The sequence below is a fragment of the Paenibacillus sp. FSL H7-0690 genome (assembly GCF_037980415.1).
Classification (GTDB): Bacteria; Bacillota; Bacilli; order Paenibacillales; family Paenibacillaceae; genus Paenibacillus_AQ; species Paenibacillus_AQ odorifer.
Map to the genome: position 1 here is coordinate 1,047,925 of NZ_CP150281.1, position 23,674 is coordinate 1,071,598.

18 protein-coding genes are annotated in these 23,674 nt (G+C 45.1%); 10 read left to right on the forward strand and 8 right to left on the reverse strand.

Going from position 1 to position 23,674, the window contains the following annotated elements:
- Positions 1-135 precede the first annotated feature (135 nt).
- Together MHI32_RS04650 and MHI32_RS04655 are read right to left on the reverse strand one after the other, a co-directional pair.
- Positions 136-1,023, reverse strand: a complete 888-nt coding sequence (locus MHI32_RS04650) for a helix-turn-helix transcriptional regulator (protein WP_076129612.1) — start codon at positions 1,021-1,023, stop codon at positions 136-138.
- Positions 1,024-1,071: 48 nt separating this feature from the next.
- Positions 1,072-1,962 (reverse strand): AraC family transcriptional regulator, encoded by an 891-nt coding sequence (locus MHI32_RS04655; protein ID WP_076129611.1) that lies wholly within the window; start codon positions 1,960-1,962, stop codon positions 1,072-1,074.
- Positions 1,963-2,089: 127 nt separating this feature from the next.
- Here MHI32_RS04655 and yicI point away from each other — a divergent pair, with 127 nt between their 5' ends.
- Complete coding sequence (yicI, locus tag MHI32_RS04660) at positions 2,090-4,411, forward strand: alpha-xylosidase (protein WP_076129610.1); 2,322 nt, start codon at positions 2,090-2,092, stop codon at positions 4,409-4,411.
- 124 nt (positions 4,412-4,535) lie between these two features.
- Entirely contained in the window at positions 4,536-5,705 is a 1,170-nt protein-coding gene (locus tag MHI32_RS04665) for a GDSL-type esterase/lipase family protein (RefSeq protein WP_076307168.1), read from the forward strand.
- Here MHI32_RS04665 and MHI32_RS04670 read toward each other — a convergent pair whose 3' ends face one another.
- On the reverse strand, positions 5,706-7,367 hold the full coding sequence (locus MHI32_RS04670; protein WP_340011967.1) for a helix-turn-helix domain-containing protein: 1,662 nt from the start codon (positions 7,365-7,367) through the stop codon (positions 5,706-5,708).
- Positions 7,364-9,184 carry a histidine kinase gene (locus MHI32_RS04675; protein WP_340011968.1) on the reverse strand — a complete coding sequence of 607 codons (1,821 nt, stop codon included), beginning with the start codon at positions 9,182-9,184 and terminating at the stop codon, positions 7,364-7,366. The genes MHI32_RS04670 and MHI32_RS04675 overlap by 4 nt, the downstream gene beginning before the upstream one ends.
- Before the next feature lie 136 nt (positions 9,185-9,320).
- Here MHI32_RS04675 and MHI32_RS04680 point away from each other — a divergent pair, with 136 nt between their 5' ends.
- From MHI32_RS04680 to MHI32_RS04695, 4 genes are all read left to right on the forward strand, one after another.
- On the forward strand, positions 9,321-10,202 hold the full coding sequence (locus MHI32_RS04680; RefSeq protein WP_036680772.1) for a sugar ABC transporter permease: 882 nt from the start codon (positions 9,321-9,323) through the stop codon (positions 10,200-10,202).
- Entirely contained in the window at positions 10,202-11,035 is an 834-nt protein-coding gene (locus MHI32_RS04685; RefSeq protein ID WP_036680774.1) for a carbohydrate ABC transporter permease, read from the forward strand. The genes MHI32_RS04680 and MHI32_RS04685 overlap by 1 nt, the downstream gene beginning before the upstream one ends.
- Positions 11,036-11,096: 61 nt before the next feature.
- Positions 11,097-12,398, forward strand: a complete 1,302-nt coding sequence (locus MHI32_RS04690; RefSeq protein ID WP_094902687.1) for an extracellular solute-binding protein — start codon at positions 11,097-11,099, stop codon at positions 12,396-12,398.
- Positions 12,399-12,535: 137 nt separating this feature from the next.
- Positions 12,536-14,527 (forward strand): beta-galactosidase, encoded by a 1,992-nt coding sequence (locus MHI32_RS04695; protein ID WP_340011969.1) that lies wholly within the window; start codon positions 12,536-12,538, stop codon positions 14,525-14,527.
- 843 nt (positions 14,528-15,370) lie between these two features.
- On the opposite strand, the gene MHI32_RS04700 is transcribed toward MHI32_RS04695, so the two are convergent.
- A complete protein-coding gene (locus MHI32_RS04700) occupies positions 15,371-16,204 on the reverse strand; it encodes an AraC family transcriptional regulator (RefSeq protein ID WP_254848824.1) in 834 nt (277 codons plus the stop codon).
- 119 nt (positions 16,205-16,323) lie between these two features.
- Between MHI32_RS04700 and MHI32_RS04705 the strand changes: the two genes are divergently transcribed.
- A complete protein-coding gene (locus MHI32_RS04705) occupies positions 16,324-18,354 on the forward strand; it encodes a beta-galactosidase (RefSeq protein WP_036680780.1) in 2,031 nt (676 codons plus the stop codon).
- Positions 18,355-18,454: 100 nt separating this feature from the next.
- Here the strand turns inward: MHI32_RS04705 and MHI32_RS04710 are convergent, their stop codons facing one another.
- Positions 18,455-19,138 carry a hypothetical protein gene (locus MHI32_RS04710; protein ID WP_340011970.1) on the reverse strand — a complete coding sequence of 228 codons (684 nt, stop codon included), beginning with the start codon at positions 19,136-19,138 and terminating at the stop codon, positions 18,455-18,457.
- 199 nt (positions 19,139-19,337) lie between these two features.
- Here MHI32_RS04710 and MHI32_RS04715 point away from each other — a divergent pair, with 199 nt between their 5' ends.
- Both MHI32_RS04715 and MHI32_RS04720 read left to right on the forward strand, forming a co-directional pair.
- Positions 19,338-19,895 (forward strand): DUF1273 domain-containing protein, encoded by a 558-nt coding sequence (locus tag MHI32_RS04715; RefSeq protein ID WP_036680784.1) that lies wholly within the window; start codon positions 19,338-19,340, stop codon positions 19,893-19,895.
- Positions 19,896-19,997: 102 nt separating this feature from the next.
- The gene (locus MHI32_RS04720; RefSeq protein ID WP_051491142.1) at positions 19,998-20,321 is read left to right on the forward strand and encodes a YciI family protein; all 324 of its coding nucleotides are present in this window, start codon (positions 19,998-20,000) and stop codon (positions 20,319-20,321) included.
- Between the two features lie 6 nt (positions 20,322-20,327).
- On the opposite strand, the gene MHI32_RS04725 is transcribed toward MHI32_RS04720, so the two are convergent.
- Positions 20,328-21,785 (reverse strand): amidase family protein, encoded by a 1,458-nt coding sequence (locus MHI32_RS04725; protein WP_340011971.1) that lies wholly within the window; start codon positions 21,783-21,785, stop codon positions 20,328-20,330.
- 170 nt (positions 21,786-21,955) lie between these two features.
- On the opposite strand from MHI32_RS04725, the gene MHI32_RS04730 reads away from it, so the two are divergent.
- Positions 21,956-23,083, forward strand: a complete 1,128-nt coding sequence (locus tag MHI32_RS04730; RefSeq protein WP_340011972.1) for a copper amine oxidase N-terminal domain-containing protein — start codon at positions 21,956-21,958, stop codon at positions 23,081-23,083.
- Between the two features lie 96 nt (positions 23,084-23,179).
- On the opposite strand, the gene MHI32_RS04735 is transcribed toward MHI32_RS04730, so the two are convergent.
- Positions 23,180-23,674: a hypothetical protein gene (locus MHI32_RS04735; RefSeq protein WP_076099543.1), complete on the reverse strand. Its 495-nt coding sequence runs from the start codon at positions 23,672-23,674 to the stop codon at positions 23,180-23,182.

A 23,674-nucleotide genomic window follows, 5' to 3' on the forward strand; every position in this document is an offset into this window, starting at 1 on the left:
TATATCGGTAAATCAGCAGCAATACTTAATAAGGAGAGCTGTTAGCCGCAGCGTTGTTTGATGGACGCTTAACAGCTTCTTTGTCCAAACTATCCCGGAAGAGGAAGATATTTTCGATTCCAGGCTTTGTAATGTCTATTTACCGGTGAATTTTTGTCGAAAGTTAGAGGGAGAAATGCCTTCTTTCTTGGAGAAGCAGGAAGAGTAGTAAGTAATATGATGGAAGCCAACCTCTTCAGCGATGCGGGCAATGGACCAGGAAGTTTGAATTAACAGCCGTTTGGATTGTTCTAGACGATAGGACAGGAGATAGGCCATAGGGGTCACACCGTATATTTTTAGCATGTTTTTGGCGAGATAGTTGGGATGATAGTTAAGTTCTTTTTGAAGTAAGGAGTTAGAGACATCACGAGTATAATTTTGCCGAATGAACAATTCAATCTTCTCGGCAAGATGAATGGCGGTTGCATCGGATGCCTCGGCCAGATCACGGTCCAAGAATTGCAGGAACTGTTGAAAGGAGGCTTGGCGCTTCCAGTTGCGCATCGACTGGGGTTCTTGTTCCAGATGGAAAAAGAACTCTAATACCTCCATTGCCTTCTCTGATATTTCCGTATACTTCGGAATAAAGATCGAGCATACATCGCAGTGATTTAAATAAGCTTTTTGTTTATGGCTTTCGATGAGCTCGCTCTGATTTTCCAGACATTCGTTCATATCCTGACACTCGATCCAGCTGCCGAAGGTTTGGAAATGAATCCAGATGATTTCTGTTTCGATAGGACAAGGGGCAAAGCCATAGTGATGGGCATCTGGACGAAGGATGAGGAATTCTCCTTCCTTTAGCTCCCAGTGCACCTCGTTCTCGGCGATGGGCAACATCCCCTTTTTAACAATGATTAGATCAAATACGCCGATGCAATTACGACTGATATGATAGTCTCCAGCATTGTAGTGAGCACGACCACAGTCTATGAAATAAGGAATAGGCGGTGTGATAAAGCTAAGAATCGGTGAGTTCATCGCGAGCCTCCAATTGGAATCCATCGTTTTTTTATGATGTAGATGAAACTAGCCTGCACCTTTCCTGAACTCCGAAGGCGAGCATTTCATCGCTTTACGGAAAACCTTTATGAAATAGCTTACATTATCAAATCCGACCTCGAATGCGATGTCGGATATTTTTCTTTCACTTTGTTGCAGTAGATCGGCAGCCTGGCGAATCCGGTATGAGTTGATGTAATCGACCGGCGTTTTACGAGTCATCATTTTGAAGAAGCGGCAGAATTGCCCCTCGCTCATGGGAATAAGCTCTGATAGATCACGGGTACGGATCGGTTCCTGATAGTTATCTTGGATATAAAGGATCACCTTTTTAAGGCGGTTAATTTTGGTGGTATCAGCATCATCCGATTGGCTGCGGTTCTCAAATCGGCCCTCTGCGGTAATCTTGGAAAGCATGATTAGCAAAGTTCCTTTCATAAAGGTCTCAAATCCGGGCATTTTATTAGCGTATGCCTCCATCATTTGCTCCAGATGATGAAGCAGCTCCTGCTGCCAAGGGACATCGGGTGTAATATGTCTCGGAAAGCTCTGGCGTTTCTCTTGCAGTGGCAAAATCGCGTTTTGCTGGATCGTATCGTACTGGGCGCTAGCCAAAAGATCAGGCAGAAATACAAGCGCACAGAATTTGCAGGGGGTGTCTTCGTTCAGCACATAGGCGGCGTGTATATCGCCAGATTCGATAAATACCGCTTCGCCCGCGCGGAGTGGAAAATATTCTGTGTCTACTTGGAACAGAATTTCTCCTTCTAGCAGCATAAAGAACTCTGCTTCTTCATGCCAATGTGTATCGAGTACATGCGTTCCGGATGGAAGCTCTATCCAATAAGCAGCGAGTGGAAACATACTATCTCCATGAACTCTGTTTTCTTTTAGCAAACTCTGAGTTGTACGGTCCATATAAAGGCCTCTTTTCTTAAAAAACATCAAAATAGTGTTATAAATGAGCTATATAGTATTAGTTTTGTTCATTTTTTATCGGTATAATGCAACTATAAACACCAAATTGAAAGGTGGCAAGTACACAATGAAATTTACTGATGGTCTCTGGCTGGTTCGTGAAGGTATCACGATTAACGGCGCAGTTCAAAATTATGTTGTAGAAAAGACTCCCGAAGGATTAACAGCAATTACACAAACGACTCCAATCACAGGGCGCGCAGCAACGCTGAATTCAACCCTGCTTACTGTAAAATTCCATTCCCCGCTTCCAGGCGTGGTAGGCATTAAAATAATTCATCATGATGGTGTACAGGAACGTGGTCCGGTTTTCGAACTGACTAAAGGTACTGGCGATCATGTGAAGATTGAAGAAACGGATCTCGAAACCGTGCTGATCAGCGGCGGACTTCGTGTAGTGATTCGCAAAGGCGAACAATGGGCGGTGGATTTCTATCGCGGCGAAGAACGTATTACAGGCAGTGGCTTTAAATCCATGGCTTACATCACCGACCAAGACGGTAACACGTACATGCGTGATGAGCTGGATCTCGGCGTAGGCGAATTCGTATATGGTCTGGGCGAACGTTTTACCGCTTTCGTGAAAAATGGACAAACCGTTGATATCTGGAACAAAGACGGCGGCACTAGCTCTGAGCAAGCTTACAAAAACATTCCTTTCTACGTATCAAGCAAAGGTTATGGCGTATTCGTGAATCATCCGGAATTGGTTTCCTATGAAATCGCTTCAGAAAAAGTGAAAAAAGCCCAATTCAGCGTAGCTGGAGAAAGCTTGGAATACTTCGTGATTGATGGACCTACCATTAAAGACGTTATTAGTAACTATACTGCTCTTACAGGTAAACCAGCGCTTCCACCAGCATGGACTTTTGGCTTGTGGCTGACAACTTCGTTCACTACCAACTATGATGAAGAGACTGTAAATTCCTTCGTAGAAGGTATGGCAGAACGTGATCTGCCGCTGCATGTATTCCACTTTGACTGCTTCTGGATGCGTGAGTATCAATGGACTGATTTTGAATGGGATAAACGTGTATTCCCAGATCCAGAGGGCATGCTGAAACGCCTGAAGGAAAAAGGCCTGAAGATCTGCGTATGGATCAACTCTTATATTGGTCAACGTTCACGCTTGTTTGAAGAAGGCAAGAAAAACGGCTACCTGATCAAAAAGCCTAACGGCGATGTTTATCAATGTGACCTGTGGCAAGCGGGTATGGGACTGGTGGATTTCACTAACCCTGCGGCTTGTGAATGGTATGCCGGCTACCTGCGTGATTTGGTAGATATGGGCGTAGACAGCTTCAAGACAGACTTCGGTGAGCGGATTCCTACAGATGTAGTTTATTTCGACGGATCTGATCCGATGAAAATGCACAACTACTACACTCAACTGTACAACAAAGTTGTATTTGAAGTATTGGAAGAGAAGCTTGGTAAGAATGAGGCAGCATTGTTCGCACGTTCTGCAACTGCTGGCGGCCAACAATTCCCAGTTCACTGGGGCGGAGATTGCTACGCAGATTATGAATCCATGGCAGAAAGCCTTCGCGGCGGTTTGTCTCTGGGCTTGTCCGGTTTCGGTTTCTGGAGTCACGATATCGGTGGTTTCGAGAACACTGCTCCGGCACATGTATTTAAACGCTGGTTAGCTTTTGGACTGTTGTCCAGCCACAGCCGTCTGCACGGCAGCACTTCGTACCGTGTGCCTTGGGCGTACGATGATGAAGCTTGTGATGTTACCCGCTTCTTCACGAAGCTTAAATGCAGCTTGATGCCTTACCTGTATGATGTGGCTGGGCAGGCTGCAGAGCATGGCTGGGCTTCTATGCGGGCGATGGTTATGGAATTCCCGGAAGATCCAACATGCGAAGTGCTCGATCGCCAATACATGCTGGGTGATTCCTTGCTCGTAGCGCCTATTTTCCAAGAAAACGGCGAAGTGAAATACTATCTGCCAGCAGGTCGCTGGACTCACCTGTTATCTGGTGAAACTGTACAAGGCGGATCATGGCGCAAAGAGAAATATGATTTCTTCAGCCTGCCACTGTTCGTTCGTCAGAACTCCTTGCTGGCAATCGGCAGCATCGACAACAAACCGGATTATGACTTTGCGGATGGCGTGAAATTTGGCCTGTATTCACTTGAAGAAGGTACTACTACTTCTGCAACCGTACGTGATCTTAAAGGTGCTCCTGAATTGACTGTGAAGGCTGCCCGCAAAGGCAACAGCGTAACAGTTACTGCAGAAGGAAGCGGTAAAGAATTCTCGCTTTCCCTTAAAGATCTGGGAGCTATCGCTTCCGTAGAAGGTGCAGAGCAAGTGGATGAGACTACAGTGAAAGTAAACGCAGGTGCAAAATCTGTATCGTTTACCATTACACTGAAATAAGATGATTTCTTAAAGCATATTGATATAGCCATAACCTCTCTTGTAGACTGGGTGAACGATCCGTTCCCTGGTTTATAGGAGAGGTTTTAGTGTTACAATCTTAACTAATAACGGGGGAAACGTTATGAATACTAATTTAATTAAGGGAAGTGGAGTTTTGAATCAGACGGACTATACCTCTGCTACGGTTCTTTCAACCGCCGCTAATTTTATTATGAATAGGCAAGAACCTTTTACACATACCTTCCGGACTTATATTCGTTTACGGGAAAACGGCCCGGTGCAGCTGAAATTTTGGCATAGCAATGCGGTGGATTCCACCTGGGACCAAGGGCTTGAAGCTTCGGGCAGTGAACCTGGGGGCAGTTGGGTGATCGAATCGGCATTTATCGCGGATGGGGGCACTGAGCCAAACGGAGCTATTATTGAGCATACACAACATGCTGTCACTTTTGAAGGCAATGTCTCCAAGTCAGTAGCGGCCGGTGAATGCTTCTGGAGTGATGAGACAAGCATCAACCTACCTGATGGCCATTACTTAGCGTTTACATGGACGATTAAGACAACTACTGCGGGCAAATCCATTCCTTTCAACGTAGAAGGGATGCTGGCAACCGCTTATGATGCGCCCGGAAATCTGGCTGCACAGGAATCAGCCGATGGGTTTACAGAATCTGACAATCTTTTGGTACTGCCAAGCTATATCGGATATAAGAAAGCTGTGAATAAGAAGCTAGTATTTTTGGGAGATTCGATTACTCAAGGTGTGCGGACATTAAAGGACGGATACGAATATTGGGCAGCGAGAATTGCGGATGGTCTTGGTGCAGAGATTGGTGTATGGAATCTCGGCTCAGGCTGGGCTAGAGCGTATGATGTGGCTGCGGATGGCCCTTGGCTTCACAAAGCTAAACAGAGTGATGAACTGATGATTGTCCTCGGCGTAAATGATATTGATATTGGCTGCCGCTCTGCAGATGAGTTACTTGGTGATCTGACAACTATTATTGCTAAGATCAAAACAGCAAATGCTGATGCTAGTATTATTCTAAGTACGGTGCCGCCGTTTAATTTTCAGGAGGCAAGAGAAGAGACTTGGCGTAGAGTGAATCATGAAATCCTGACTAACCCACCCGCTGGAGTAGACCGTGTGTTTGATATAGCAAGCCTATTATCGTTGCCTGCACCAGACGATCACCGGATCAGACCGGAATATATGAGTGGACAAGACGACCCGCATCCGAACGGCATAGCCGGTAAGACGGTTGCGGACGCCTTTTTAAACTGGTATTGATCAACTCTTAAATGTGTCCCGGTAGTCCTTAGGTGAAGATCCAACCTGCTTCTTAAACACTTTACTGAAATATTTAACATCATGAAAACCGACCATTTCGGAGATTTGGGCCAGCTTCAGACGAGGATTCTGCAATAGTAGTTTAGCTTTATCTATTCGAATATTAACAATAAAGTCGGAGAAGTTAATCCCGTATTCCTGTTTGAATCGGCGGGAAATATATTCACGGCTAACAAAAAACTTTCCGGCCACTTCCTGTAAGGACAGGTCGGAAGCGTAATTAAGCTCGATGTATTTGACGATATCATGCATCGGATTACGTTCTTTAGCTTGTTTCAGGGCGATTACTTCGGCCAGCTCCTGCATTAGGGTATACGACCAGTCACGCCAAGCGAATAAGGAGAACGAGTAACCGTTCGTATAAGGAGCTGGGTGAAGCTGGTCGGCCTGTTCAAGCTCGGCCAGTGCGCCTTCAGCTTCAGGGCCTAACATTTCCCGTACCAGCTGGGAACGAAATAGTAGAGCATCATTTTTCCATGAGTTTAGGATTTCTGGTGTCACAACTCCGCCTCGGCTAAGCTCATCTACCCAGTGCTGCGCAGCTGTTGATAATATCTCTGGACTTCCGCTGATGACTGCCATTTTCCAATCTTCCTTGACGTCAGCAAAGTTCGTTGTTGATACATTACCGCGAACCTCTGCTTTGGCGATCTCTTTACGATCTCTGAATTCTTCGGAGGAAGAGGAGAAATGGCAGTAATCCTCATGAATTAATAAGTTTCGGCGTTGTAAGGCCTCTGCCACCTCTGCACGCTGATAAGGTAACTGCTTAGGTAAGTTGCCGATGCTGCTGATTCCAAAATGCATTCGGACCTGCAAGGTAGAGTAGATGCCATGATTGATTCTGCCTATTAGCTCGACCACAGAGGTTTGAATATCCCACAGAATAATCGCAATCTCCGGAGGACCTCCCCAATAACGAAAAGCAACACCCTTATGCGGACTGTGCAAAAATTCATTACAAATATTGACGATAGCGTAGTTCATTAGCTCGGTGTCTCCGCCAAAACGTTTAATCAACGGATTGTTACCCGCATCTGTCTGCACCAATATTAACCGAGCGGAATGGATGTTTTCCGGAATGATACCATCATTGCATAACCTCCGCAAAGATAAATCAGAATTGATCGGATCATCAATTAGTGCAGATAATAGCTTTTCCCCATAAATGGGCTTGAACTCATTAAGCTGAATACTCTGTTTCTGCCGTTCGCTTCGGTCGTCTTCTTCTGAGCGCCAGGCTGCAACTGCTTTAGCTACCGCTACATTGATTGCCTCGGCTTCGATGGGCTTCAGGATATAATCAATCCCGCCATGCCGCACAGTCTGCCGTACGAACTCAAAATCATTATGTCCGCTGACCACAATAAACTTAGTGTTGCCGGCGAATTCGTTCACCCAGGTCATTAACTCTATCCCATTACCTGATTCCATCATCATATCCATAATGACTAATGCTGGTTTAGCCTGCCGGATGATCTCGATGGCTTCATTTCCATTTCCGGCTTCCAGAATTTCATCTATTTGATGGGCGTCCCAGTCGACAAGCAGTCTGACTGCCTTTCTAACTCTTGCCTCGTCATCAACAATCAACGCCTTCATATCTTTTCACGCTCCGCTATAATTTCAATTTCCAATTTCACTACTACTCCGCCTGCTCTAAGGTTATCCACAGTTAAAGTGGCACTATCTCCGCACACAAACTTGAGTCGAGCCAGAACGTTCGGCAGACCAATACCTGATCCTGTAGCTTCCTTGGTTTGCTCTGTATTTCTTAATAAATCTATATCTGTTCTAGTAGGATGCTGTAGCTTCTGCTTTAAAAGATCTAACTTCGCTGAAGGGATCGCATTTCCGTTATTTTGGATACAGATTTCCATCCGGTTGTCATCCACTCTTGCTGCGGTGATTTCAATGAATCCGTCACTGCGGGAAAGATTAAAGCCGTGTTTGAAATAATTTTCTACAATAGGCTGTAAAATCATTTTCGGCATAAACGTCTCTAAAAGTGATTCCTCCATATCGTAGCGGAAACTGAACTTATTTTCAAAACGTTCCTTTTGCAGTTCAATGTAGGCTTTGACATGATCCAGCTCATCCTTAACAGTTACGATCTTCTCCTCATTGTACATGCTGTAGCGCATCATTTTGGCTAGAGCTGAAAGAAGTGAGTAAATTTGGGGCACTTTAAGCTCTAAGGCCAGCGTGCCAATGATCTGTAACGTGTTATTCAGAAAATGCGGGTTGATTTGTGCCTGCAGTGCCCGCAGTTCATTGGTCTTATTGGACAATTCCAGCTTGTACTCTCTTAAAATCAGGTTGTTGATCGTGTCCATCATACTGCGGAATCGCTCGGTAACCACGCCAATCTCATCTTTGCCCATAGGTTGAATTTCAACATCAAGATTACCGGTCTGCACCTGATTCATGTAACGAGTCAACTGCTTGATAGGAGCCGTGATTCGAAAAGAGATCAGGGTCGTTAACGTGGCAATTGTAATCAAAAGTAGAACAAGGAGGAATATATTGATCGCTGCCGCCTCGTTAGCTTCCCGGAAAAGATAGGACGTAGGAATCTGCTTCACGAGGGTCCAATTTAAACCTTGGGTTTCGATTCTTTGGTAAATAAACACAGCATCTTCCTCTTCAAAATACCCTTGCGAGCTTTGATTCGTGGCGATTTGCTTGTTGTACCAAGAAGCGTGTAGGCGCTTGCCGTATTCCTCACTGTTGCTTCCGTATACAATCCTGCCATCGCCATCCAGCAGCCAAATGTTCTCCTGCTTCTGATCATATAACTGGCTGACGATGTCGGTAAGAGCCGTTAGCTTAACATCGATCGACAGGAAGCCGAGTGGGGTGGTAGTGGGAATCCTTTCAATTCGTCTATGCAATGTGAACACAGGCTCCGGTATGAGTTGCGGGATAGGTGAAGTTAGGCCATAGCTGTGACTTATATGTGTACTTTGTATAAACACAGGAGAACTGCTAGTGATCTCTGAGTCGGCATAAGGGGGGATACCCTGCCAACGTTTGGGTGTATTTTGGGTGAGCAAAGTGGCTTTTCTATCCTTTACACCGTAAAGATACACCTGGGATATATCTGGCATGGATGAAGAAATGTAATTTAGAGAAGAATAAATTCGTGTATTTGCTGCCATATCCTCGTATCCCGCTTCGAGCAGTCTGTAGAAATCTGAATCTGAATAGACGATAAGGGAGAGACGATTGATCTCCTGAATCAGACTTTCGATGTTTCTATTGCCTTGAAAGAGGAGGTTCGTATTCTCATCTACTGCCCTTGTTCTTAGGGATTGAGTGCTATAGTGATAGCTAATAAACATGGTGGTCATAATACAGATTAACGTTGGCAGTAGGATAAAAACGATCAATTTTGTGCGAATCGTGTTCCATTTCATCGAAATTTGTCACATCCGATCAATATTTTACACCTGAAAGATCACTTTAGTAGGTGTGAGGTACCCTGAAAAAAACAGATAATATGTGTATAAAGCATAAACAAGTAAGTGAGCAAAAGAAAGGGGGGGGCAATAAATGCGCGGCACTAAGTTGTCCCAGTTAGGTCAACAGCTTTTTTTCGTTGGTCCGGCAGTTTTGTTTTTTACCTTAATAACGATTATCCCATTTTTGATGGGGATGTATTACTCTTTCACAGATTGGAACGGTGTATCCGGTAATGTAAGTTGGGTCGGATTTCAAAACTTTTCCACTATTTTCTCAAATGACCCTGACTTCTGGTCTTCCTTTTGGTTCACGGTAAGATTTACGGTGTTAGGTGTGATTTTGACTAACGTGGTAGGTTTCTTCTTAGCTTATCTGTTAACTAAACCGTTAAAGACACGTAACATGCTTCGGACTATTTTCTTTATGCCGAACGTTATCGGGGGATTGTTGCTTGGTTTCATCTGGCAATTTATCTTCATCAAAGGTTTCGCCACTATGGGCGACCTCACAGGATGGTCCTTCTTTAATCTTCCTTGGCTCGGTGATGCCACAACAGGATTCTGGGCGATTGTAATGGTCTTTGTTTGGCAGTCTTCCGGTTATCTAATGGTTATCTACATTGCCTCGTTGAGTAACGTATCTAAAGAAGTACTAGAAGCGGCTGATATTGATGGTGCATCCCGTTGGCAGGTGCTACGCAATATCGTAGTTCCGCTAATTATGCCTGCTGTAACTATCGGATTATTCTTGGCCATTTCCTGGTCATTCAAAATGTTTGACCTTAACTTGTCCTTGACGAAGGGCGGACCGTTCAAATCGACGGAATCCGTTGCTATGAATATTTACAATGAAGCCTTCCTGAACAATCGTTACGGGCTGGGTACTGCAAAAGCGCTGCTGTTCTTTGTAATTGTAGCCATCATTACTCTGATTCAGGTCCGTATCACGAAGAGCAAGGAGGTTGAAGCGTAATGAAACCTACGGAAAAAAAGAGATGGAATATTGGTACGGAAGTGATAATGATCCTTCTGGCGCTGCTCTTTCTCTCTCCATTCTATTTCTTGCTCGCAAACTCGGTGAAATCCTTCGGTGAAATTCTGAGTGATGCGGCAAGCTGGCCAAAAGTATTTATGTGGTCGAACTATTCAACCGCCTGGAAATTAGCCCGTTTCGGTGAAGCATTCCGAAACTCGGTTATTATCACAGTGATCAGTGTTATTCTAATCTCTCTGTTCAGTGCGATGGCATCTTATCGTATGGTTCGGGCGAATACGAAATTCAATCAGTTCTTGCTGCTTATCTTTGTAGCAGCAATGGTAGTTCCGTTCCAAACGATTATGATTCCTATTCTGAAGGTCGTAAATGTTATTGGAGTAAATAACTCTTTCCTTGGTTTGATTATCACGAATCTAGGAATCAGTGTTCCGATGGCGATCTTCCTGTTCCACGGCTTTATCAAGTCCGTTCCTCTTGAAATTGAAGAGGCGGCTACAGTAGATGGATGTAATCCTATTACCGTGTTCTTCCGTATTGTGCTTCCTTTGCTGAAGCCAATGGTGATGACAACAATCGTGCTAAACGCACTTGGAATATGGAATGACTATCTGTTGCCATCCTTGATTCTTCAGGCACCAGAGCTTCGGACCATTCCACTAGCGACTTTCTCCTTCTTTGGTCAATACACCAAACAATGGGATATGGCACTTCCGGCTCTCGTAATCGGGGTCGCACCAATTATCATTTTCTACCTGTTTATGCAACGTTACATTGTTGAGGGAATAGCGGCTGGCTCGGTGAAAGGTTAACACCGAGCCCTCCGTTCCAAATATTTTTTAAGCAGTCCACTATTTTAAGGGGGAATATATAATGAAGAAGAAACACTCCGCAGTTGCTCTATCAGCAGTAATGGCAATGAGTTTAGCTCTAACGGCATGTGGTGGTAATAATAACGCTTCTAGTAACTCACAAAATGGAAGCGCTGGCACAAATTCAGGTGAAGTGAAGACCGTTAAGATCTTCCAATTCAAAACTGAAATCGTAGAAGGCCTCAATGAGCTTAAGGTAGAATTCGAAAAAGAATACCCTAACATCAAGCTGGATATCCAAACAGTTGGTGGTGGTGCGGACTACGCAGCAGCATTGAAAACTAAATTCGCTTCCGGCGATGCGCCTGATATTTTCTCCAATGGTGGATATGCAGAAATGGAACTTTGGGGAGACAAGATGGAAGATCTGTCCGACCAACCTTGGGTAAAAGATCTGATTCCTATGGCTGCAGAGCCTATGACTAAAGATGGCAAAGTATACGGTATGGCAATGAACCTTGAGGGTATCGGTATTGTGTATAACAAGGACTTGTTCGCTAAAGCGGGAATCACTGAAACTCCAAAAACATTGTCACAGCTTGAAGAAGCGGCTAAAAAGCTGCAAGCTATCGACGTAACTCCTTTTGGTAATGCATATCAGGAATGGTGGCTGCTAGGTAACCAAGGGATCAGCGTAGCCTTTGCACAACAAGATAATGTAGATGAATTCATCAAAGGTTTGAATGAAGGAACTGGTACAATTGTAGGCAATAAAACGTTTGAAGAGTGGAGCAAGTATCTCAAACTGACTTTACAATACGGACAAAAGAATCCTTTGACCACAGATGCTAACACTCACCTGGCAATGTTCGCAAAAGGCGAAACTGCAATGATGCAAGAAGGTAACTGGGCACAAACTCTTGTTGATAACATCACTCCTGATATGAACATTGGTATGTTCCCTATGCCAATCAATGAAGATGCTGAGAAGAATGACAAAATGACTGTTGGTATCCCTGCGAACCTTGTAGTCAACAAAGAATCCGGTTCTAAAGAAGAAGCCAAAACGTTCTTGAACTGGTTGGTAACTTCCGATATGGGTAAAGAGTACATCGTTAAAAAATGGAAATTCATCCCTGCTTTGTCCACAATCGAAGCAACACCTGAAGACATCGGTATGCTTGGAGCAGACGTATGGAACTACGTAAAAGAAAACAAAGTTTATGGCCTGCAATCCTCTAAATTCCCTGATGGTGTAACGCAAGAATTTGCCAGCGTGATTCAACAGTTCATTGCTGACAAGGTTGACGTTAACGGTTGGATGACTGGTATGCAAGCTGCATGGGACAAGCTTAAAAAATAACTAAAGCACATTATAGAGAAGATTTAATGGATATTAGTGGTTAACAGAAGCGCTCTCCGTATACCTCATCAATTTGAGACGGGGAGCGCTTTTTTTGGGAAACAGGGCTGATTATCAAGGGATGGGGAGAAGCGCCAATGAAACGATATGATCATGTTCAGATGGGTGTGGACTATTACCCGGAGCATTGGGATGAATCCATGTGGGAACCAGATATCAAGTTGATGAAAGAAACAGGTGTTAAAGTAGTCCGGGTTGCTGAGTTCGCATGGAGCCGACTGGAGCCAACTGAGGGGAATTACCAGTTTGAGTGGCTGGACCGTGCGCTGGACCTTTTTCATCAATATGATCTGCAGGTTGTGATGGGTACGCCAACAGCTACACCGCCAAGATGGTTAACGACGAAATTTCCGGATGTGCTTCCGGTGTTTGCTAATGGAGAGATTTTTCACCCGGGGGTACGTGGACACCGCTGCTATAACAGCACATCGCTGCGTGAGTATGGCAGCCGTATTATTCTGCGTCTTGCCGAACGTTACAGTGAACACCCGGCCGTCATAGGCTGGCAGACTGATAATGAATTTGGCATGTTGGATTGTCATTGTGACGCTTGTAATACTGCTTTTCGAGCATGGGTACAAGCTAAATACGGAACACTGGCTGAGGTCAATGCAGAATGGGGAACCGTTGTTTGGAGCGGGGAGTACAGCGATTGGAATGAGCTTACCGTGCCGTTGGGCGGATCACCTCATCAGAATCCATCTTTTCTGCTGGACTTTCAGCGGTTTCAGTGGGATTCGGTGGTAGCGTTTCAGACAGCGCAGATCAATATTTTGCGTATGATTTGTCCAGAGCATTTCATAACCCATAACTTTCACAGCTATCCGCAGCGTCTCGATATGTACGCAGTGGGTGCAGATCTGGACGTGGCTGCGTTTGATTATTATCCGAATACTTCGCCAACCAAACAAGAGACAACGCCTTATAGCGGAGCACTTTCATTGGACGTAACCCGTGGCATCAAACGCCAAAACTTCTGGATCATGGAGCAGCTGAGTGGATCTCCGGGTTGTTGGATGCCGATGTGGCGAACCCCTTATCCGGGACTAATTCGTGCCTATGCATGGCAGGCGATTGCTAGAGGTGCGGATACTGTTGTTCATTTTCGCTGGAGAAGTGCAACTTCAGGAGCAGAACAATTCTGGCACGGGCTGATTGATCACAGCAATGTTCCCGGACGCAGATTAGCGGAGTTCACGCAGCTATGTCATGAGGTTAATGGGCTGAGCGGCAAGCTCCAAGGAACGATGCTGAAAAACGAAGTGGCTATCCTCCATTCTCATGAAGAGAAGGCTGCGCTGGATATTCAGCCGCAGGCAGAGGGCTTTGATTATTATGAGAACATTAAGCAGATTCACCGGGCGGTGACCAAGCTTGGCATGGGCTGCGATGTTATCGACCTCAGACAACCGCTTGATGGATACAAAGTAGTGATCGCTCCAAATTTATATTTGCTGGATGAGGAGATCGTACGTAATCTGGAGGATTTTGCCCTCGCTGGCGGGACCTTGCTGATCACCAACCGTAGTGGCGTCAAAAATATAAACAACATCGCAGTCATGCAACCGCTGCCTGGGCAGCTGAGCTATTGTACCGGCGTTGAAGTGCTTGAGTATGATCCGATTGGCGTTGAAGCACATGTCATCGTGGATGGGGAGGGTAACCCATATGAATGTACGCAGTGGTGCGACATCCTCCGACCTGTAGTGGCCCAGCCGATTGCCTGGTATGGTGATGACTTCTATCGCGGCACACCCGCTGTAACTGTTAATTCCTTCGGCAAAGGTCAGGTTTATTACTTTGGAACCCATGCGGATGAGCAATACTGGACAGTTCTATTGGAGAACCTGGCTAAGGAAAAAGGGTTGTTACGCTTTGAAGGATTGCCAAACGGAGTACAAGCCTCCGTGCGGACTGGAGATCAGGGAAGCTTCTTGTTCCTGCTTAACCTGAGCCGCGAGTCGGTGATCGTTCCGTTGCCACGAGAATACAGCAGCCTGCTGGATAATAAGATTCGATCGGGAGAGCTCCAGCTCGAGCCGTATGGCGTTGAGGTGCTGGAGATTTGAGTGGTTTTGAGTAAAGAGATTTTGGAGTGGGTTTGGGAGTGTGGCAGGAGAGGGGAAAGTGGAGAGGGGAATGTGTGGAGTAGGGTGAAGTGAAGGTTGGTGAAGATGGAGTGGGGGATGTGTGGAGTAGGGTGAAGTGAGGTTGGTGAAGATGGAGTGAGGGATGTGTGGAGTAAGGTAAAGTGAGGTTGGTGAAGATGGAATATGGGATGTGTGGAGTAGGGTGAAGTGAAGGTTGGTGAAGATGGAGTGGGGAATGTGTGGAGTAGGGTGAAGTGAAGGTTGGTGAAGATGGAGTGAGGGATGTGTGGAGTAGGAATAGTGAAGTAAGTGGAAGTGTGGAGTAAAAAATGAGTGGAGTAGGGCATGCAGAAACTTCAACAGAAGCACAACAGAAAATAGTTGCACTTCGTACACTTATTTGAAGTGTTGGAGTATTTAATTGGTTTTAGTTGCACTTTGTGCAGCTGAAAATTGGCTTATCCCGCTGCAAGGCCATATTCCGAGAATATAGTTGCACAGAATACACTTATATGGATAATTTCTGCCGTGCAGGCTATTTTAAGTGTACAAAGTGCAATTATTTCGTCTGACTTACTCATACTGACTGAAGAGAGCTGCACCCCAACATAGCAGATTTTCACAAGGACTCCACCATGTGCAGATCTGCACGATCCATCTCAGAGGTGCCGTACACTCGCAGCCAAATGCACCCAGCCACCGTACCGTACCGCACTTCACCGTACCGCCCATTTCTACACAATAGTAGCGCATACCATACTCTTACTACGTTCTAGCCGCATATTCCCAGCGAGCAATTTTTCCACAGTAGGCGGGGCATGTTTAATGCAGGCGTCTAAATTGCTCCGGCGTAGTCCCGGATTGCTTGCGAAATGTGGCTACATAATGGCTGACATCGCGGAAGCCGACTAGCTGGGAGATAGCTTTTACCGTAAGATCGGGTTGGCTTACGAGCATTTCTTTGCTTTTGCGGATGCGTAACCGTACGAAATAGGCATAAGGCGAGAGTCCGAAAGTTTGGACGAATAGGTTGTTAAGATAGCGCCCAGATACGCCTAGTTCATCGGCTAGATCGTTCAGTCCAAGATCAGGATCGCCATAATGGCTGTCCATCCATTTTAGCAGTGGCTGCAGCTTATCTACATTGCGGGAAATCGCCGTATTATTTTGAAGCTGGCCATATTTACTCAAAGTAAGCAAAAAACGATAAGCATCTGTGGAGGCGCCGAGACCAAACATATCCTGATAGGCATCATGACGATCCAGCATTTCCTTCAGCAGATTTGGGAGAGGCGCTTCATTTTCCCAACGGTAAAAAGAATTACTATTCATCCCAAGCGTCTCCAAAATAGAGTGTGCCGAATCGCCACCAAACGTTAGATAATAGGTGCCCCAGTTTTTGGTGGAAGCCTCATAACGATGGGGTGTATAAGGAAGTAGTAATACGCCGCTGCCTTCGGGCAGGGAAAAGGTTTTATTGTCAAAATGGATGATCCCTTCACCTTCTGAGGTTTGAAGCCAATGATACGTGTCATAACCATCGGGGCGGGATACTTTTTCCTGATCATGATTGTGCCCCATACTGTCTAAAGTGATTGGCAAGTGCTGTCCACCTTCATGGACGAATACGATCCTGCGATGCATGATTTCGGACAATGTTATCCTCTCCTGTTAGTTCTATATTCTTATATGTATGAGATATTATTTTATATTTAAAGGGCAACCTTAACCATTTACAATAGATATATAATTATACTATAAAGGGTGTGCGAAGTGTGATTAACGATAAATTACCTAAAATTTGGTACGGTGGAGACTACAATCCGGAGCAATGGGATGCGCCAGTATGGGCTGAGGATGAACGGATGTTCAAGCTGGCGGGAATTGATGTTGCCACAATTAATGTGTTTTCCTGGGCTTTAATCCAACCTTCCGAAGATACTTATGATTTCTCCTCATTGGATGAATTAATGGATAGACTATATAAAAATGGAACTTATGTATGTCTAGCTACAGGAACAGGAGCACATCCAGCTTGGATGGCTCATCGTTATCCTGAAGTGACCCGTGTCGATGTGCAGGGCAGAAAACGTAAGTTCGGCGGACGTCATAACTCCAATCCGAACAGTTCAGTTTACCGCAAGTATGCAGCGAAGCTGGCTGGTAAGCTGGCAGAACGCTACAAGGATCATCCGGCACTGGTAGCTTGGCATATTTCTAATGAATATGGTGGCTATGATTATTCCGAACAGTCCGCTGCTGCCTTCCGTGTCTGGTTGAAGGAGCGTTATGGTTCGCTGGATGCTTTGAACAAGGCTTGGAATACACGCTTTTGGGGACATACGTTTTATGATTGGGAAGAAATTGTGGTGCCAAATGAGCTGAGTGAAGAATGGAACGGTAACCGTACTAACTTCCAAGGAATCTCGTTGGACTATCGCCGTTTTATGTCTTATAGCTTGCTCGAATGTTACAAAATCGAATACGAAGCGATCAAAGAACACAGCACCAACGTACCTGTTACAACGAACCTGATGGGCTTTTATCCGGAGCTGGATTATTTTGAGTGGGCCAAGCATATGGATGTAATTTCTTGGGACAACTATCCTTCACTGGACACACCGGTCAGCTTTACAGCAATGACACATGATCTTATGCGTGGATTAAAAAATGGCCAACCGTTCATGCTGATGGAGCAAACACCGAGCCAGCAGAACTGGCAACCGTACAACTCTTTGAAACGTCCAGGCGTTATGCGTCTATGGAGTTACCAGGCTGTAGCGCGTGGTGCAGATACTGTGTTGTTCTTCCAACTGCGTCGTTCGATAGGGGCTTGTGAAAAGTATCATGGAGCGGTAATTGAGCATGTGGGTCATGAACACACACGGGTATTCCGTGAATGTGCTGAGCTGGGTAAAGAGCTCGAGCAGCTTGGAGATCAACTACTGGATGCGCGCAGTGCAGCTAAGGTAGGGATCATCTACGATTGGGAAAATCGTTGGGCGCTTGATCTCTCAAGCGGTCCGTCGGTTGCCTTGGATTACGTGAATGAAGTCCACAAATATTATGATGCGCTGTATCAGCAAAATATCGAAGCCGACATGATCGGGGTCGAAGAGAACCTGTCCAAGTATGAAATTGTTATCGCACCCGTAATGTACATGGTCAAGCCAGGTTTTGCAGAGAAGGTTGAAGCTTTTGTAAAAGCGGGCGGCACATTCATTACAACTTATTTCAGCGGTATTGTTAATGAGAACGACCTCGTGACGGTTGGAGGTTATCCAGGCGAATTGCGTAAAGTGCTTGGAATTTGGGCAGAGGAAATCGATGCATTACTGCCAGGTATGAGCAATGAACTCGTGCTGGATAAAACGTGGGGTAGCTTGAGTGGTTCTTATAAATGTGATCTGCTCTGCGATCTGATCCATGCCGAAGGGGCAGAAGTTTTGGCAGAGTACGGTTCTGATTTCTATAAAGGAATGCCTGCATTGACTGTGAATAAATTTGGCGAAGGTAAAGCTTATTATGTGGCGACTAGCCCAGAAGCTGGATTCCTACAAGGATTCTTAGCGAATCTATGTGCCGAAAAGAACATTCAGCCGCTGGTAACTGCACCGGAAGGTATCGAATCTGTTCAACGTGTGAAGGATGGCGTATCTTACTTGTTCTTACTGAACCACACTGCCGGGGATTTAAGCGCGGATATTGGGGCAGCTGAGCGTACTGATCTACTGACAGGTAATGTAATCAGTGGTTCAGCAGTTGTACCGGGTCGTGGAGTATTGATTTTGTCGGACAAAAAATAGTTGAGTCTCGTCTAACCTATATAAATTTGAAATCCCCACTACAAAACGCTTTTTGAAGCTGATCGTAGGTGGGGATTTTTTTCTGTTATTTTTTGGTAGTTTAGTCGCTGCTCTTTTTGCCTTCAGCCATCCCTATTGGGTTTCCGCTGCTTAAGGTAATGCTCTCCGCCACAGTGGAATCTGATTTAAGCGTATATTGGATAATGTCATCAGCTTTCAGGTCAGCTAAGCTGATCGTGTTCTCCTGACGCGTGCCATTGTCGAAGGTAACCGTTACAATTTTGGTATCAGCATCAATTGTAATATCTGTGGTTTCCTCGGAGAAGGTTTGCTGCATCCCGCCGCCCTGTGGTCCACCACCTTGTCCACCGCCGTCAGGGGCTCCGCCTTCCGGTATTCCCCCCTCTGGAGGTGTACCGTTTTCTGAGCCTTGATCACCTTCGGGTCTTTCCGGTGGAGTACCAGCCTGGCCGTTCTGCATATCGGCTCCAGCCGTATCTCCAGTGCCTTGTGCGGGCGGGGAAGGCATTTCTGACGTATAGATTGTAATTGTGTTGTCGCTAATACTCTTAATCTTGCCGAAGTTCATGGACATGCCGGGTCTGCCGTTTTGTTGATTGCCGTTTCCTTGAGATTGCTGTGCCTCAGTGTTATCTGCGGGTGTTGTGCTCGCTTGGTTATTAGTAACAGCTGTTCCTTCGGACTCCGAATTGGTGCTGCAGCCAGCCAATAGTAGAGAAGCGAGTAGACTTCCTGAGATCATAATCGGTATTAATTTCTTCATTTATTTTCTCTCCTTAATAGTTTTAGATTGATTAGGAGAAATATATCAGACGGTTCTGAAAGGTTGCTTAAGATCAGCTGAAAGTTTGCCTAAAGAAATAGATCATGTAAATGCTATATAATAATCATATAAGTGGGATAAAACTCTACAAAGGTAAGTCATGGTAAGAGATAACCAACGTTCAGGAAAGAGGCAGTACATGAAGAATTTACTCGTAACAGGCTACCGTGCGCATGAGCTCGGTATTTTTGACAATAAGCATCCGGGAATTCCTTATATCAAAAAGGCGCTGTCTAACAGATTAAAGCCGCTAATTGAAGAAGGCGTCGAATGGATTATTACCCCCGGCCAGTATGGTGTCGATCTTTGGGCTTGTGAGGTGGTATGTGAACTCAAGACTCAATATCCTGAATTGAAATTGGGGATCATTACGGCGCATACTGGACAGGAAGAGAAGTGGAAGGAAGAGAAGCAGGAGGAATACCGACGTATTATTGCGGGTGCGGACTTTTGCAGGGCGGTCAGTAATGCCCCTTATGACGGCAGCTGGCAGTTCAGGGCCAGAGATGACTTGTTGTTCCGCAAAAGTGACGGGATATTGCTCTTTTATGATGAGGATGCGGCGGAAGGCAGCCCGAAGTTTTTTAAAGAACGAGCGCTGAAGCTGCATGCAGAGGGGGACTACGAGCTGTTTCTTATTCATTCTGATGAGATTCAAAATATTGCCGATGAAGAAAATCAGCGAGATTATGAATAAAGCTACGAACGAAGACATCGCGAAATAAAAAAGCCCGAATCGGCATTGGGAAATCACCGTTACGGGCTTTAATTTCTATTTGAACGAGAGGCGGAGAATAGGATGAGTGAGGTCAATCAAGCAGATATTTGTTATGTTATTTTGCTTAGCCCGACGAATCAAGACCGTAGAGACATGGAGATTATTCGTGGTCATGTTAAGCATTTACAAGAGCTGGACCGTAAAGGACAATTAGTGCTGTGTGGTCCCTTTAGTGATTGTCCTGGCGGTATGGTTATTGTAAGAGCGAACTCACGCGAAGAAGCCGTTCTCCTTGCCGAAAAAGATCCTTACGTGCTGTCTGGCATTCGTAGCTATGAAGTGCGTACATGGAGTCTGTCCCATGAGGGAAACAGGCATTTAGGTATTGTTCCGCTCCAGGAATAGGTTTAATCAAATGAAGCTTTTTAGCGAAGGTACTTTTCGCACTTTGTAATGCTGCTCATAGGCATAGGCTAGCTTGATAAGCGTAGGCTCCTGATAAGCTTTTGCTGAGAAGGTTACACCAAAGGGAGCGCCGGCCGAAGTGTATCCAGAAGGAACGACGATGGACGGATATCCTGCTCTGGAAGTAATTCTGGCGCCAAAATCGGCAGGGAACAGCAGGGCATCCAGATTGTATTCTTTCATAGTGGCATCGATCCCTTCTTCCTTGCACAGCTTCAGGTCAGTCGCTCGATGGCGTAAATATTGAGCTTCGCTTTGTGTGCCGGAGGAGGTATATTCCGCATCTATTAATGTAGCTTGACCAAATCTCAAAGTCTCCACAGGGTGTGCATGATTAAAATCAATAATATCCTTCAAGGTTCGCATAGGTGCTCCGGGGCCCAAATGAGACAAATAAGCATTCAGTGCTGTTTTGAATTCGTTTAATACCACCGAAGAGTAACTAATTTCGCGGGCGGTCTTAATATCCGCAGGATCAATGATGGTCGCTCCAAGCTCTCTCATCCTGTCGACGGAAGCGTTGAACAAAGCAAGCTGCTCATCTGTGAGCTCCTCAAAATAATAATCACGTGGTATCCCAATTCGAGCGCCCTGCAAACCATTCGGATCAAGGAATACAGTATAATCCTCGTGGATTCTACCTGTATTTGTTCCCATAGCTGCATCGCGTTGATCCTTGCCCAGCATGGCGTTTAGCAGTAACACGGCATCATGAATGGTTCTAGCCATAGGGCCTGCGGTGTCTTGTGTATTGGAGAGCGGCAGGATTCCTGAACGGCTGAGCAGCCCCACGGTTGGCTTAATGCCGATGATGGAGCCCAAATTACCGGGATTAAGAATCGATCCCGAAGTTTCTGTGCCAACAGAGACCGTACAGAAATTACAAGCGACAGCTACTGCTGAACCCGCACTAGAGCCGCCGGTTGGCGTAGAAATATTGTAGGGGTTAAGGACTTGCCCGCCACGGGAGCTATAGCCGGAGGGCATGCCGTTCGTCATAAAATTGGCGAATTCGGTCATATTGGCTTTACCCATAATAATGGCGCCGGCTTCACGCAGCTTGGTAACTATAAACGCATCTTCCCCGGCAAAAGAATTCGCCAAAGCCAGCGATCCCGCACTTGTATGCATTTTGTCCCCAGTATTGATGTTATCTTTCAATAACACAGGTATCCCGTGCAGGGGGCCGCGTGGGCCATTAATTGCCCGTTCCACATCCAGAGATTCTGCGATAAACAACGCATCAGGATTAATCTCCAGTACAGAGTTAATCGTCAGGCCGTTTTTGTCGTGATCAGCAATGCGTTCATAATACATGAGAACTAGTTGTTTTGACGTAATTTCTCCGGCTTCTAATGCGGCTTGGATGTCCGGTATGGTGGCCTCTACGATTTCAAAACTCATATGCGTTCACGCTTCTTTCCCTCTAGGATATGGCTTCTCCTTCATCTAACCATAATTTGGGTGTCGTTGGTAGTTTTCTTTTTAGACTTACATTTTGATTGGCCATTTGATATATTCAGGTGTGCATTGTTTTTTTTTTATTTTTCTAGATTAGGAGCTAAATTAAGAACATGAAAAACCACAACTTTGCTTCAAAAATTATCACTTTTTTTGTGGTGATGATAAGTTTTGCTGTTTTATCTTCAAGTCAAGCCTTTGCGGAAGACAGTGATCTCAAATGTTATTTGGACGGTAAGCAATTACATTTTAATGTAAGTCCTATACTGAAAGATGGAGTTACATACGTACCTATGCGGGCGATCTTTGAAGCTTTAGGCGCAACTATTAAATGGGATAATCATGCGAAGTCAGTCTCAGCGGTTAAAGGGGATATTAACATTTTTTATCTGGTCAAGGAAGGAAGAGTAATTGTAAACGCCAAAGAGCATGAGCAAGTCTTAAAAGGTATCAATTTTCAAAATAATACACTCGTCCCTTTAAGATTTATTAGCGAAGTGTTGGGTAGTAGTGTCACTTGGGATGAAGGTACAAAATCTATTTACATAACCTCACCAGTTGCCGAGGAGAAGATTATTGCCCCGGTCAACAGAACAATTTCAGTAGGAAGCCAAGAGCAATCAAAATCGTTATCAGATGAGAGAAACAGGTTTGTTATAAACGTAAAGCACTACGGAATTAAAAATAATCAGTTGTATAGCTTGCTCGAATTTTCTAACATGGATAATAAAGACATCTCAATAAATTTTAAGTCTGGTGATCAAAAAATCATAAAGACATTCTCAAAGGAAAAGGACCCCATGCCGACTCTGAAAATTGAAAATTGTACGGAAGTAACCCATAAAGTAGTTATCGATAATATTGGCGGGAATATATATAAAATCCCTGAATTTTCAGTTAATCAGGCATGTGTCAGTTCCAACCAATCCCAACAAGATGCGCTTGATGTATGGCGGAACGACAATTCCGGCCTCTCGGAATTAGGCAGTAACCTCGTATCTATCCGTAAATATATTCAAGATCAGACGGGTGGGCTGCAAAACTTTGTGATCCCAGCCAATAAAGCTGAACAGCTGATCTTGGTCGCCCCAGTTGGAGGGAAGGATAGGTTGGTTGTGGAGGGCGGTTATTTTGTAGGAGGTCTATCAAATAAGACTATAGAATTCCAACTAGATTATGAAGTGGTTTCCGAGCTCGATTTGGATATTTATAGTTACATATATACGGAACCTGTATATTAAGGATCGTTTTATTAGAAAAGAGGTGTCCGAACGGCCAAAATAAATGGCTGCTCAGACACCTCTTTTGTTGTGAGTGTGTAGATTAAAGTCTGACAATTACTCCTGCGCTGCTGTAAATCCCTCTTCCGCTAAATATTCTTTAGCTTCCTCAAGCGTTTCAAACGCCATCTCCAGATTGAGGTCGGCATAGACATACCATAAATCATCCTCAAGCTTTAGGGTTAGGGTTTGGCCCTCATCATTAGTCCAGAGTGTATCGGCAGTTGCCGCAGCCTTTTTCTTTCTTTTGCTGGCTACAGGAGCATCAGGAATGTAAATAGACAGTGAGGTGATGGAGGCATCCAGCAAACTGCGCAGCTCGGATTCCGAGTAGTCGCGAATATTCACGAAGCCCTTATCGTCTGTCTCGTAGCCCCGCAGTAAGCCTGCGAACACATAGCCATTACCATTTGGATGCAGGTGAAAAGCCACGGTTTTCTTATCATGCTGGCTTTCCTCGTAGTGATAGTTCACGCGCCCAAGGGATACATTTTTGCGTTCCAGCTGGGGGTAAGAGTCGAGAATCGCTAATTTTTGTTCAAAAGTAAGCAT

Excerpts from the sequence above, each read along its gene's own strand:
- MHI32_RS04650 (WP_076129612.1), bottom strand. The coding sequence starts at position 1,023 with ATGAACTCACCGATTCTTAGCTTTATCACACCGCCTATTCCTTATTTC.
- MHI32_RS04655 (WP_076129611.1), bottom strand. The coding sequence starts at position 1,962 with ATGGACCGTACAACTCAGAGTTTGCTAAAAGAAAACAGAGTTCATGGA.
- yicI (WP_076129610.1), top strand. The coding sequence starts at position 2,090 with ATGAAATTTACTGATGGTCTCTGGCTGGTTCGTGAAGGTATCACGATT.
- MHI32_RS04665 (WP_076307168.1), top strand. The coding sequence starts at position 4,536 with ATGAATACTAATTTAATTAAGGGAAGTGGAGTTTTGAATCAGACGGAC.
- MHI32_RS04670 (WP_340011967.1), bottom strand. The coding sequence starts at position 7,367 with ATGAAGGCGTTGATTGTTGATGACGAGGCAAGAGTTAGAAAGGCAGTC.
- MHI32_RS04675 (WP_340011968.1), bottom strand. The coding sequence starts at position 9,184 with ATGAAATGGAACACGATTCGCACAAAATTGATCGTTTTTATCCTACTG.
- MHI32_RS04680 (WP_036680772.1), top strand. The coding sequence starts at position 9,321 with ATGCGCGGCACTAAGTTGTCCCAGTTAGGTCAACAGCTTTTTTTCGTT.
- MHI32_RS04685 (WP_036680774.1), top strand. The coding sequence starts at position 10,202 with ATGAAACCTACGGAAAAAAAGAGATGGAATATTGGTACGGAAGTGATA.
- MHI32_RS04690 (WP_094902687.1), top strand. The coding sequence starts at position 11,097 with ATGAAGAAGAAACACTCCGCAGTTGCTCTATCAGCAGTAATGGCAATG.
- MHI32_RS04695 (WP_340011969.1), top strand. The coding sequence starts at position 12,536 with ATGAAACGATATGATCATGTTCAGATGGGTGTGGACTATTACCCGGAG.
- MHI32_RS04710 (WP_340011970.1), bottom strand. The coding sequence starts at position 19,138 with ATGAAGAAATTAATACCGATTATGATCTCAGGAAGTCTACTCGCTTCT.
- MHI32_RS04715 (WP_036680784.1), top strand. The coding sequence starts at position 19,338 with ATGAAGAATTTACTCGTAACAGGCTACCGTGCGCATGAGCTCGGTATT.
- MHI32_RS04720 (WP_051491142.1), top strand. The coding sequence starts at position 19,998 with ATGAGTGAGGTCAATCAAGCAGATATTTGTTATGTTATTTTGCTTAGC.
- MHI32_RS04725 (WP_340011971.1), bottom strand. The coding sequence starts at position 21,785 with ATGAGTTTTGAAATCGTAGAGGCCACCATACCGGACATCCAAGCCGCA.
- MHI32_RS04730 (WP_340011972.1), top strand. The coding sequence starts at position 21,956 with ATGAAAAACCACAACTTTGCTTCAAAAATTATCACTTTTTTTGTGGTG.
- MHI32_RS04735 (WP_076099543.1), bottom strand. The coding sequence starts at position 23,674 with ATGCTTACTTTTGAACAAAAATTAGCGATTCTCGACTCTTACCCCCAG.